A 12,766-nucleotide genomic window follows, 5' to 3' on the forward strand; every position below is an offset into this window, starting at 1 on the left:
GTCAACGCGACCGCCCGCTATGCCTGGTCTGCCCCGGTTCGAGAATTCGGTCCGGGGCCGCGGCAGCCACCGGCCGGCAGGCCGATCCACCCGCGCGGTCGTGTCGCGCAGCGTCGTCGGGCCGTCACCCGGGTAGGACTGTGGTCGTCCTGACCAGGCGTTGCCGAGACATCGCAGGAGCCGCGAGTGGCCGCTTATCTCGACCGTGACGGAGCCGACGGGCTGAGGGTGCCGACGCAGGACGCGCCGCCGCCACCGCCCGAACTGGTGGCGCTGGCGCAGGCGTACGGGGTGGACACCCGGTACCCCGGGCCGGGGGGTGTGGCCGTGGGGGCGCGAACGCTGGTCGCGGTGCTGGCGGCCCTGGGGGTGGCGGCGGGGACGCCGGAGCAGGCGCGCGAGGCGCTGGATCGTCACCGGGCCGCGCAGCAGGCCCGGTTGCTGCCGCCCTGCGTGGTGGTCCGTCAAGGGCGGCGGACGGCGCTGGACGTGCCGGCCGACGCGCGGCTGCACGTGGAGCTGGAGGACGGCGGGGTGTGGGAGCTGCCGCGCGGCCACTCGCACTGGCTGCCGCCGGACCTGCCGCTCGGGCGGCACGTGCTCAGGGCGGAGTGCGGCGAGGGCAAGGCCCAGGCGGCGCTGATCGTCGCACCGGAGAAGCTCCCCCCGCTGCCCGGCTACAGCTGGGGCTTCCTCGCCCAGCTGTACTCCGTCCTGTCCGACCGCTCCTGGGGCATGGGCGACCTCGGCGACCTCGCCGAGCTGGCCCAGTGGGCGGGCGCCGGCCTCGGCGCGGGCTTCGTCCAGATCAACCCGCTGCACCAGGCGCTGCCCGCCGCCCCCGCCGCCCCCACCGACCCGTCCCCCTACCGCCCCTCCTCCCGCCGCTTCGCCGATCCGGTGCACCTGCGGGTCGAGGCCGTCCCCGAGTACGCCTACCTGACGGGCGACCAGCGCGCCGAGGCGGAGGAGCTGGGCCGCCGGGCCGCCCGGCTGCGCGACGAGGTGCTGGGGCACGACGGCCTGATCGACCGGGACGCCGTCTGGGCGCTCAAGCGCGAGGCGCTGGAACTGCTGCACGAGGTGCCGCGCGGCCCCGGCCGCCAGGCCGCGTACGAGGCCTACCAGCGCCGCGAGGGCGACTGGCTGCGCCGGCACGCGCTGTGGAACGCGCTCGCCGAGGCGCACGGCGCCGACTGGCACGGTTGGCCGAAGGGGCTGCGTCACCCGGACGGCCCACAGGTGGGGCACGCCTCCCGGGAGCTCGCCGACCGGGTCGAGTTCCACCGCTGGCTCGCCTGGCAGGTCGACCAGCAGCTCGCGGAGGCCCAGCGCGCGGCCCGGCAGGCCGGCATGCCGGTCGGCCTGATCCACGACCTGGCCGTCGGCGTCCACCCGGACGGCGCGGACGCCTGGGCGCTCCAGGACGTGCTGGCCGGCGGCATCTCCGTCGGCGCCCCGCCGGACGCCTTCAACGCCCACGGCCAGGACTGGGGCCTGCCGCCCTGGCGCCCGGACGCGCTGGCGGCGGCCGGCTACACCCCGTACGCGGAGCTGCTGCGCACGGCGGCCCGGCACGCGGGCGCGGTCCGGATCGACCACGTGATGGGCCTGTTCCGGCTCTGGTGGGTGCCGGACGGCCACCCGCCGACCGAGGGCGCGTACGTCCGCTACGACGCCGAGGCGATGCTCGGCGTGCTGGCCCTGGAGGCGCACCGGGCCGGGACGGCGGTGATCGGCGAGGACCTGGGCACGGTGGAGCCGGGCGTCCGGGAGGAGCTGGCGGCGCGCGGGATCCTCGGCACCTCCGTGCTCTGGTTCGAGCGGGACTGGCAGGGGGCGGGGGAGATCCTCGCCCCGGACCGCTGGCGCCCGGGCTGCCTGGCCACCCTCACCACCCACGACCTGCCGAGCACCGCCGCCCGGCTCTCCGGCGAGCACGTCGAGCTGCGGCACCGGCTCGGGCTGCTGGCCCGTCCGCTGGGCGAGGAGCAGGAGGAGGCGGTGGCCGAGCTGGCGGACTGGCGGGCCGAGCTGACCGCGCGGGGGCTGCTCGCGCCGGGCGAGCCGCTGTCGATGCCGGTGCTGTACCGCTTCCTGCGCGCGACCCCGGCGGAGCTGGTCGGCGTCTGGCTGCCGGATCTGGTCGGCGATCCGCGCCCGCAGAACCTGCCCGGCACCTGGGACCAGTACCCGAACTGGCGCCTGCCGGTCGCCGACGGGGCCGGCGACCCGGTCACCCTCGACCGGCTGGCCGCCACCCCGGCCGCCCGCCTGCTCGCCCACCTGCTGGCCCCGCCCGGCGCCCACCCCGCCGTCTGACCCCGCCGTGCGGCCCCGCCGCCTGACCCCGGCACCGCGGACGGCCCCCTTCCGGAAGGCCGACCCCGACGCGCGGGGGGTCATAAGCGGCGGGTAAGTTGGAAACGTGGACAAGAGGAACGCTTTGCGAGCCGGCGCGGTCTCCGCAACGGTCACGCTGATGATGCTGCTGTCGTCGCCCGCCATGGCCTTCACCAGGGACGACGGCGACGACCCGGGTCCTGGCCTGAGCGTTGGCCAGACCATCGGCCTGTACGTGCTGATCCCGATCGCCGCCTTCGTGATCATCGCCGCCCTCGCGGGCCTGCCGTACGGCAAGGGCAAGGGCAAGAAGAAGTAACCACCGCGTCCACCAGGACCTGCACGACCCTGAAGGGGCACCGGAGATCTCCGGTGCCCCTTCAGGCGTTTCCAGCGCACCTTGACGGCGCCCGACGGCGCCCGACGGCGCCCACCGCGACCCCGAAGGCGCCCACCGGAACCCCGACCGGGGCCCCGACGGGCGCCTCAACAGCTCAGCAGGTCAGCGGCCGGCGCCCGCCGCCCGGTCGACCGCCTGGGCCTTGAGCGCGCGCTCGATCCCGGCCCGGGCCTCGACGACCTGGCGCCGCAGCGCCGGGGCCGGCTCGGCCTCGGCCAGCCACGCGTCGGTCGCGTCCACGGTGGCCTGCGTGACCTGCAGCGCCGGGTACAGCCCGCCGATGATCTGCTGCGAGATCTCGTGGCTGCGGGTCTCCCAGACCTCCTTGACGGCGGCGAAGTACTTGGCCGCGTACGGCGCGAGCAGCTCCTGCTGGTCGGACTGCTGGAAGCCCGCGATGGTCGCTTCCTGGACGTAGTTGGTGAGGGTGTCCGACTCGACGACGGCGGTCCAGGCCTCGGCCTTGGCCTCGGCGGTGGGCCGGGCGGCGCGGCAGGTGGCGGCGTGCTCCTGGCCGGCCGCGGTGTTGTCGCGGGCCAGCTCGGCCGTCACGGCGGCCTCGTCGGCGCGCCCGGTGGCGCAGAGCCGGGTGAGCAGGGTCCAGCGCAGCTCGGTGTCGACGGCGAGGCCCTTGATCTCGGCGGTGCCGTCGAGCAGGCCGGCGAGCAGGCCGAGCTGCCCGTCGGTGCGGGCGACGGAGGCGAGGGTGCGGGCCCAGGAGAGCTGGTGGTCGCTGCCGGGCTCGGCGGCGCGCAGGTGCTCCTCGGCGGCGGCGGCCCACTGGGCGAGGCCCTGCTCGCGCCAGTCGGGGTCGGTGTAGGCGTCGAGGGCGAGCCGGACCTGGCGCTGCACGGACTGCACGACGCCGATGTCGCTCTCCCGCCCGATGCCGGAGAGGGCGAGCGCCAGGTAGTCGCGGGCGGCGAGTTCGCCGTCGCGGGTCATGTCCCAGGCGGAGGCCCAGCACAGGGCGCGCGGCAGCGACTCGGTGAAGCCGCCGAGGTGCTCGGTGACGACGGCCATCGAGTCCTCGTCGAGCCGGATCTTGGCGTACGAGAGGTCGTCGTCGTTGAGCAGCACGACGGCCGGGCGGTGCCGGCCGACGAGCTCGGGCACCTCGGTGCGCGGGCCGTCGACGTCGAGCTCGATCCGGTCGGTGCGCACCAGCGCGCCGTCGGCGAGCTCGTACAGGCCGATGGCGATGCGGTGCGGGCGCAGCACGGCCTCGCCCTTGGCGCCGGTGGGCAGCGCGGGGGCCTCCTGGAGGACGGCGAAGGACTCGATCTCGCCGTCGGTGTTCAGCGTGATGGCGGGCCGCAGCACGTTGATGCCGGCGGTCTCCAGCCAGGCCTGGGACCAGGTCCGCAGGTCGCGGCCGCTGGCCTCCTCCAGGGCCCCGAGCAGGTCGGTGAGCCGGGTGTTGCCCCAGGCGTGGCGCTTGAAGTAGGCCTGCACGCCCTGGAAGAAAGCGTCCTGGCCGACGTACGCCACCAGCTGCTTGAGCACCGAGGCGCCCTTGGCGTAGGTGATGCCGTCGAAGTTGACCTGGACGTCCTCCAGGTCGTTGATGTCCGCCATGATCGGGTGGGTGGAGGGCAGTTGGTCCTGCCGGTAGGCCCAGGTCTTCATCTGGTTGGCGAACGTGGTCCAGGAGTGCGGCCACTTGGAGCCGGGGGCCTCGGCCTGGCAGACGGCCTCGGCGAAGGTGGCGAAGGACTCGTTGAGCCAGAGGTCGTTCCACCACTCCATGGTGACGAGGTCGCCGAACCACATGTGGGCGAGCTCGTGCAGGATCGTCGCCGCGCGGGCCTCGTAGGCGGCGTCGGTGACCTTGGAGCGGAACACGTACTGGTCGCGCAGGGTGACGGCGCCCGCGTTCTCCATCGCGCCGGCGTTGAACTCCGGGACGAACAGCTGGTCGTACTTGGCGAACGGGTAGGGGAAGTCGAACTTCTCCTGGAAGTAGTCGAAGCCCTGCTTGGTGACGGCGAAGATGTCCTCGGCGTCCAGGAACTCGCGCAGCGAGGGGCGGCAGTAGACGCCCAGCGGCACCTTCTGCGCGCCGTTCTCGTAGGTGTCGAAGACGCCGACGTACGGGCCGGCGACGAGCGCGGTGATGTAGGTGGAGATCCGGCCGGTGGGCTCGAACGTCCAGACCTGCGAGGCGCCCTCGCCGACCGGGGTCGGGGTGGGCGAGTTGGAGACCACGACCCAGCCGGTGGGGGCGGTCACGGTGAACGCGAACGCGGCCTTCAGGTCGGGCTGTTCGAAGGAGGCGAAGACGCGGCGGGCGTCCGGCACCTCGAACTGGGTGTACAGGTAGGTCTCGCCGTCGACCGGGTCGACGAACCGGTGCAGGCCCTCACCGGTATTGGTGTAGGCGCAGTTGGCGACGACGCGCAGCTCGTTCTCGGCGGCCAGGTTCGGCAGCGGGATCCGGCTGTCGGCGAAGCTCTCCGGGTCGAGCGGCGCGCCGTTGAGGGTGATCTCCTCGACGCTCGGCGCGACGAGGTCGATGAACGTGTCCGCGCCGGGGGTCGTGGCCGTGAACCGGACCACGGTGGTGGACCGGAAGGTGCCTCCTTCGCGGGCCGAACTCAGGTCGAGCTCGATGTCGTACGCGTCCACGTGGAGGAGGTCGGCCCGGGTGCGGGCCTCCTCGCGGGTCAGGTTGGTGCCGGGCACTCGCTGCACTCCTTCGTCAGGCTGATGGGGCGAATCCTCCCATGACCCAACGGACGGGCTCCCGGAAAAATCGCAGGCGGGGCGGGTCCGGACAGATCGCCCGTTCCCGCCCCGCCAGGACGAGCCGCGAGGGCTCGTGTCCGAGGGGTGCTCAGCCCCCCGCCGTCACTTCTTCCACTTGGTCAGCGGTGCGTCGGAGCTGCCGCGGCGGAAGGCGTACACGGCGCTGCCGTCGCTGGAGAGGACGTACTCGGACATGCTCATCCCGATGTCCAGGCCGTTGGGCATGGCCATGGTGCCGAGGTCGGTCATCGAGCCGTCGGCCGGCGAGAGCGTCACCAGCCGGGCGGGCTTGTTGTAGCCCTGGCTGACGATGGCGCGGACCTTGCCGTCCTTGTCGGTGCCGGACACCAGCCGGATGTCCTGGTTGGACGTGGCGCTGGCGGCGGACCAGATCCGCTTGCCGGTGGTCAGGTCGTACGCGTTGACGGCCGACTTGGCGCCGGTGATCTGGGCGTACAGGGTGGTGCCGCTGACCACGTTCTGGCTGTAGGCGTCGGACTGGCCGGACAGCCGCAGGCTGTCCGCGCCGGGCTCCTTGACCGACATCTGGTTGCCGGGCTTGTTGCTCTTGTCGAACGGCAGGATGTAGTCGCCGTTGGGGCCGCTGCTCATCAGCAGCACCAGCGGCTGGTCCTGGACGACCTTGTCGATCCGCTCGATGCTGCCGGTGAGGGTGATCGGCGTGCTGGCGGCCTTGCCGCTGTCGGCGTCCACGATGACCAGCTGCGACTTCGGGCCGGAGCCGCCGTAGCAGCGGTCGCTGACCGCGATCTGGCTGCCGGCCGCGCGGCCGTAGAGGCTGCAGTCCTTGTCGCGCGGCTGGAACTGCCAGGCGGCCGAGCCGTTGTCGATGTTCAGGCCGCCGACCACGTTGCCGCCGATGGCGACCACCTTGTCGGTGACGCTGAGCGTCGGCGAGGACATCCGGTCGGTGGAGACCTTGACGCTCCAGAGCAGCTTGCCCTGGCTGACGTCGACGGCGCCGATGGTGGAGCAGTCGCTGTCACCGGTGTTGAAGGAGACGGCGGCGATGTTCTTCGAGTTGGCCGAGTAGGAGGCGGTGCACACCTCCTTGCTGCCGGCCGGGACCGGGATGTTCCAGGCCTCCTTGCCGTCGGAGGTGTTGAACGCCCGGATGCCGGTGCTGTCGGCGCGCACCGCGACCTTGTCGCTGCCCCAGATGCCGAGCAGCTGCGAGCCGCTGTCCGCGTTGGCGGCCTTGGGGGCGTTCCAGGCGATGTTGTAGCCGGCCCCGCCGGTGTTGCCACCGGTGGTGCTGCCGCTGGTGCTGTCGGCGGTCGGGGCGTTGGTGACGGTGCCTCCGGAAGTGGCGCCACCGGACGTGGTGGTGCCGCCGGAGCTGGCGTTCGGCGTGGGGTCGGGGTCGTTGCCCTTGAGGAGCACGACCAGCCCGGCGACGATGGCGATCGCCAGGACGCCGCCGATGATCCCGCCCCACAGCATCACGGGGTTGCGCTGCTTGGGCGCGGGGGGCAGCGGCGCGCCCGGGTAGTACCCGGGCTGCTGCTGCGGGTATCCGTAGCCGGCGCCGTAGGCCTGCCCGCCGTCCGGCGCGCCGTAGGCGCCACCGGGCATCGGGTCGTACGGGCCGACCGGCGCCCCGGCCGGCGGCGGCGGAGCCTGGCCGGGGAAGGCGGCCGCGGTCGGCGCGTACGGCTGGTAGCCGGCACCGGCACCGGCACCGGCACCGGCGGCGGGCGGCTGCGCGGGCGGAGCCGGCGGCTGGGCCGGCGGCGGCCCGGCGGGCGAGGCCGGGCCCGGGATCGCCGCGCCGTCGAGCTGTGTCACCTGGTCCGCCACGGCGGCCGGATCCACGCCGCCGGGCGGGCGCCCGAACGAGACGCCCCGATTGTCCTGCGGGCCGCTGCCCGGCACTGCGCCTGCCCCCGGCGTAGGGTGATCCCCTGCCATCTGATTCCCCGTCATTCCTGGAAGCGCCCCCCTGCCGATACCGCCCCGCGGTCCGGGGGGACGCGTGAGATAGGGCACCATGCTAGTGGTGGGTGTTTTTCGGTCGAACCCAGGACTCCGTCGGCCCGTTTCCGTCCGCTCCCCCGCCACCTCCCCCCGCCACTTTCCCCCGCCGCTCCCGGGCCCGCCGCCGGTCCCCGTCGCCCCGTCCCGGCCCGATCAGCGCCGATCCGCGGCACAGGCCCTACCCTTCAGGAGTTGAAGGGGACGTCCCGGCGGAGGGGTCCCCGCCCTGGGAGGGTGGATCATGTCGACGGACACACCGGGCTCGCAGTCGTCCTTGCACCGGGCGAACCTGGAGCGGGTGCTGCGCGCGGTGCGGACGGCCGGCTCGCTGACCCAGGCCGAGATCGCCCGCGGCACCGGTCTGTCCGCGGCCACCGTCTCCAACATCGTGCGGGAGTTGAAGGAGAGCGGCACCGTCGTGGTCGCCGACACCTCCTCCGGCGGCCGGCGGGCGCGCAGCGTCTCGCTCAGCGGGGACGCGGGCATCGTGGTGGGCATCGACTTCGGCCACACCCACCTGCGGGTCGCGGTCGGCAACCTCGCGCACCGGGTGCTCGCCGAGGAGAGCGCCCCGATCGACGTGGACGTCTCCGCCGCGCAGGGCTTCGACCGGGCCGAGGCGATGGTGGAACGGCTGCTCCGGCAGGCCGGGTTCCGCCCGGAGAAGGTGATCGGCGTCGGCCTCGGCGTGCCCGGCCCGATCGACGTGGAGACCGGCGCGCTGGGCTCCACCGCGATCCTGCCCGGCTGGACGGGCATCGCCCCGGGCCGGGAGCTGGCCGAACGGCTCGGCATGCCGGTGCACGTGGACAACGACGCCAACCTGGGCGCGCTCGGCGAACTGGTCTGGGGGGCCGGGCGGGGGCTGAGCGACCTCGCGTACATCAAGGTCGCCAGCGGGGTCGGCGCCGGACTGGTGGTCAACGGCCAGATCTACCGTGGGCCGGGCGGCACCGCCGGTGAGATCGGGCACATCACCCTGGACGAGGCCGGGCCGGTCTGCCGCTGCGGCAACCGCGGCTGCCTGGAGACCTTCGTGGGCTCCCGCTACCTGCTCTCCCTGCTGACCCCGACCCTCGGCCCGGACCTCACCCTGCCCCGGGTGGTCGAGCTGGCCCATCAGGGTGACCTCGGCTGCCGCCGGGTGATCGCCGACGCCGGCCGGCAGATCGGCACCGGCGTCGCCACCCTGTGCAACCTGCTCAACCCGCGCCGGGTGATCCTCGGCGGCGACCTCGCCGAGGCCGGTGAGCTGGTGCTCTCCCCGATCCGCGACTCGGTGGCCCGCTACGCCATCCCGAGCGCCGCCCGCCAGCTCTCGGTGGTCCCCGGCACGCTGGGCGGCCGGGCCGAGGTGCTCGGCGCGCTGGCCCTGGTGATGAGCGAGATGGGGGAGTCCGGGGCGCTGGGGCGGGGCTGAGCCGCTGCGGCCCGGATCTTTCCCGAACGTCCATTCGTCAATCCAGGGTGACGCGCGACCCCCGGGCCGACCTCCGGGAATGGCGGTAACGGGTCGGTGGCACCGGGCGCGCCGCTCGGTGTCCGGCAAGCGGACATTAGACTCGACCGGTCGGCACCGGCCGCGACCGCCGGCCCGCCGCCAGACCGGGCAGCGACGCCCGTCGGACCGCCCGCGGTCCGCGAACACTGAACGAGGAGGAACGGGTGGCCCTGCTGACCCGCATTCGGGGACCGCGTGATCTCGACCGGCTCACGCCGGGACAGCTGGCCGCACTGGCCCAGGAGATCCGGACCTTCCTGGTGACCGAGGTCGCCAAGACGGGCGGCCACCTCGGCCCCAACCTCGGCGTGGTGGAGCTCACCATCGCGCTGCACCGGGTCTTCGACTCGCCGCGCGACCGCATCCTCTTCGACACCGGCCACCAGAGCTACGTCCACAAGCTGCTCACCGGCCGCCAGGACTTCTCGATGCTGCGGATGAAGGGCGGCCTGTCCGGCTACCCGTCCCGCGCCGAGTCCGAGCACGACGTGATCGAGAACTCGCACGCCTCCACCGTGCTCTCCTACGCCGACGGCCTGGCCAAGGCCAACAAGATCCTCGGCAAGCCGGACCCGGTCGTCGCGGTCATCGGCGACGGCGCGCTCACCGGCGGCATGGCCTGGGAGGCGCTCAACAACATCGCCGACGCCAAGGACCGCCCGCTGGTCATCGTCGTCAACGACAACGAGCGCTCCTACTCGCCGACCATCGGCGGCCTGGCCAACCACCTCGCCACCCTGCGCACCACCCAGGGCTACGAGCGCTTCCTCTCCTGGGGCAAGGACGCGCTGCAGCGCACCCCGGTGGTCGGCCAGCAGCTGTTCGAGACGCTGCACGGCGCCAAGAAGGGCCTCAAGGACTTCATCGCCCCGCAGGGCATGTTCGAGGACCTCGGCCTCAAGTACATCGGCCCGATCGACGGCCACGACCTGACCGCCCTGGAGTCCGCGCTGACCAAGGCGCGCGGCTTCGGCGGCCCGGTGATCGTGCACTGCCTCACCGAGAAGGGCCGCGGCTACCACGCCGCGGAGAACAACGACGAGGACCGCTTCCACGCGGTCGGCAAGATCCACCCGGAGACCGGCCTGCCGATCAAGAACGCCGGCGGCCGGAGCTGGACCTCGGTCTTCGCCGAGGAGATGGTCGCGCTCGGCCACGAGCGGGACGACATCGTCGGCATCACCGCCGCCATGCTCCACCCGGTCGGCCTCGCGCCCTTCGCCGAGGCCTTCCCGGACCGCATCTTCGACGTCGGCATCGCCGAGCAGCACGCCGTCACCAGCGCCGCCGGCCTGGCCACCAACGGGCTCCACCCGGTCTTCGCGGTCTACGCGACCTTCCTGAACCGGGCCTTCGACCAGGTCCTGATGGACGTCGCCCTGCACAGGCTGGGCGTCACCTTCGTGCTCGACCGGGCCGGCGTCACCGGCGACGACGGCGCCTCGCACAACGGCATGTGGGACATGTCGATGCTGCAGATCGTCCCGACCCTGCGGCTGGCCGCCCCGCGCGACGCCGACCAGGTCCGCGCCCAGCTGCGCGAGGCCGTCGAGGTCAAGGACGCCCCGACCGTGGTCCGCTACTCCAAGGGCACCGTCGGCCCGGCCGTCCCGGCGGTCGGCCGGATCGGCGGCATGGACGTGCTGCGCGCCGCCGAGGAGCCGGGCGGCACGCACCGCGCGGACGTGCTGGTCGTCTCGGTCGGCGCGATGGCCGCCACCAGCCTGGAGGTCGCGGACCTGCTGGCCGCCCAGGGCATCACCGCCACCGTGGTGGACCCGCGCTGGGTCAAGCCGGTGGACGCCGCCCTGCCGGGCCTGGCGGCCGAGCACCGGGTGGTCGTCACGATCGAGGACAACGGCCGGGTGGGCGGTGTCGGCGCCGCCGTGGCGCAGGCGCTGCGCGACGCGGACGTGGATCTGCCGGTGCGCGACTTCGGGATTCCGCAGGAGTTCCTGGACCACGCGAGCCGGAACGAGATCCTGGCCGAGATCGGCCTGAACGCCCCGGACATCGCCCGAAAGGTGACGGCCCTGGTCGCCGGCCTGGACGCGGCTCGGGTCGAGGCCTGAGAACGGGCCCGGAACGCGTTCCACCGACGACCGTTCGTCGTAACTCCGTAACAGTTCGTCACGAAACAAGCTGACAATCGCACCGAAAGGCGGGACCGGCGCCGCCCGCGCCGATCCCGCCCGGTAGGTTGTCATCCGTGCCCACCCCCACCCGCTTCCGCTTCGCCGGAATGGCCGAGCGCCTGCCCGAGCGCGTCCGTACCCATGTGCAGACCGGGTACTGGACGAGGCTGGTGCCGGTGCTCGCGCTGGTCGCACTGCTCACCCACATCCCGTCCTTCGCCCGGCCCGTCTGGAGCCCCGACGAGGGGTTCCTGGCCACCCAGGCCCGGATGCTGGCCGACGGCGGAGTGCTGTACGACACCGTGGTGGACCGCAAGCCGCCGTTGCTCCCCTGGCTCTACCAGGCCTGCTTCACGATCTTCGGCTCCGCCTCGCTGTGGCCGCTGCGCACCCTGGCGGTGGGCGCCCACCTGGTCACCGCGATCCTGCTGGCGTCCATCGCCCGCGGCCGCTGGGGCAACCGGGCCGGGGCCGGTGCGGGGCTGCTCTACCTGCTGGTCTCCATCGGGCTCTCCCCGGAGGACACCCAGGCGGCGACCTTCGAGGTCTTCATGCTGCCCGCCATGGTGGCCGCGTTCCGGTACGCCGAGCGCCGCCGCTGGCTGGCCGCGGGCATCGCGGTGGCGCTCTGCTCGCTGACCAAGCAGACCGGCGGCGCGGTGCTGCTGCCCGTGCTCTGGATGCTGTTCCAGGACGCCCGCCGGCGCGGGGTGCGCTGGCCGCCCGCCCTGTTCAAGATCGGCTTCGGCTTCATCCTGCCGATAGCGCTGGTCGCGGTCATCCTGACCAAGCCCAAGGGCTTCCTGTTCTGGGTGGTCACCGGCAGCGGGGACTACGCCTCCTTCGGCGGCGCCTGGCTCCAGATGATCGGCCGCGCGCTCGGCAACTCGGCCATCCTGGTCGCGGCCGGGCTGGGCTTCCTGCTCCCGGTCGGGCGCCGGCTCTGGCTCAAGCACCGCCACCGGCCGCTGCCCGTCGCCGGGGAGGAGCACGGCTCCACCGGCGACCTGTGGGTCTGGCTGGCCTCCTCGGTCGTCGCGGTCAGCGTGGGCTTCCACTTCTTCGGCCACTACTACCTACAGCTGATCCCCCCGCTGGTGCTGCTGGGCACCGGGGCGGTGGCCACCTCGGCGGTCCGCTGGAAGCCCGTCCTGGTGTACACCACGGTCGCCTCGACGGTCTTCTGGGCGCTGGCCCTGGCCTGGCCGGGGGAGCGGCTCGACCGCACCACCGAGGTCGCCACCGCGGTCGCCGCCCAGACCACCCCCAAGGACACCGTCCTGGTCTGGGGCATGCACCCCGAGCTGTACTGGCTGGCCGACCGCAAGCCCGCCACCCGCTACCTGACCGCCGGCTTCCTGACCAACTACAGCGGCGGCAAGGACGGCAACGCCAACGTGGGCGAGCAGTTCAGCGTCAGCAACGCCTGGCAGACCTTCGACAAGGAGCTCGCCGACAACCTGCCCGAGGTCGTGGTGGACGACTCCGGCATCGCCCCGTACCAGCCGGTGCTGGTCCCGCGGATCGAGAACCTGCTGGACACCCACTACGAGATGGTCGGCGTCTTCGCCGACACCGTGGTCTACCGCCTCAAGAAGAGCTGACCACCCCCGCACACGCCGGAGCCCCGGTGACCGTCCA

At 73.3% G+C, this 12,766-nt stretch carries 7 protein-coding genes; 5 read left to right on the forward strand and 2 right to left on the reverse strand.

Features of this window, described 5'->3' with window-relative positions; genetic code table 11:
• Positions 1 to 228: 228 nt before the first annotated feature.
• The gene (malQ, locus tag AB0O82_RS05185; RefSeq protein WP_363580663.1) at positions 229 to 2,322 is read left to right on the forward strand and encodes a 4-alpha-glucanotransferase; all 2,094 of its coding nucleotides are present in this window, start codon (positions 229 to 231) and stop codon (positions 2,320 to 2,322) included.
• 106 nt (positions 2,323 to 2,428) lie between these two features.
• Positions 2,429 to 2,662 carry a hypothetical protein gene (locus AB0O82_RS05190; RefSeq protein ID WP_363580370.1) on the forward strand — a complete coding sequence of 78 codons (234 nt, stop codon included), beginning with the start codon at positions 2,429 to 2,431 and terminating at the stop codon, positions 2,660 to 2,662.
• A 183-nt stretch (positions 2,663 to 2,845) separates the two neighbouring features.
• Here the strand turns inward: AB0O82_RS05190 and pepN are convergent, their stop codons facing one another.
• Together pepN and AB0O82_RS05200 are read right to left on the reverse strand one after the other, a co-directional pair.
• Positions 2,846 to 5,428, reverse strand: coding sequence for an aminopeptidase N (gene pepN / locus AB0O82_RS05195; RefSeq protein WP_363580372.1), 2,583 nt, complete (start codon positions 5,426 to 5,428; stop codon positions 2,846 to 2,848).
• Between the two features lie 165 nt (positions 5,429 to 5,593).
• A complete protein-coding gene (locus AB0O82_RS05200; protein ID WP_363580374.1) occupies positions 5,594 to 7,312 on the reverse strand; it encodes a PQQ-binding-like beta-propeller repeat protein in 1,719 nt (572 codons plus the stop codon).
• A gap of 418 nt (positions 7,313 to 7,730) precedes the next feature.
• On the opposite strand from AB0O82_RS05200, the gene AB0O82_RS05205 reads away from it, so the two are divergent.
• From AB0O82_RS05205 to AB0O82_RS05215, 3 genes are all read left to right on the forward strand, one after another.
• Positions 7,731 to 8,909, forward strand: a complete 1,179-nt coding sequence (locus AB0O82_RS05205) for an ROK family transcriptional regulator (protein ID WP_063349467.1) — start codon at positions 7,731 to 7,733, stop codon at positions 8,907 to 8,909.
• 245 nt (positions 8,910 to 9,154) lie between these two features.
• Positions 9,155 to 11,062, forward strand: coding sequence for a 1-deoxy-D-xylulose-5-phosphate synthase (gene dxs, locus AB0O82_RS05210; protein WP_363580376.1), 1,908 nt, complete (start codon positions 9,155 to 9,157; stop codon positions 11,060 to 11,062).
• Positions 11,063 to 11,199: 137 nt separating this feature from the next.
• Positions 11,200 to 12,729: a glycosyltransferase family 39 protein gene (locus AB0O82_RS05215; RefSeq protein WP_363580378.1), complete on the forward strand. Its 1,530-nt coding sequence runs from the start codon at positions 11,200 to 11,202 to the stop codon at positions 12,727 to 12,729.
• Positions 12,730 to 12,766 lie beyond the last annotated feature (37 nt).

This window comes from Kitasatospora sp. NPDC088264 (assembly GCF_040685715.1).
Lineage (GTDB): Bacteria > Actinomycetota > Actinomycetes > Streptomycetales > Streptomycetaceae > Kitasatospora.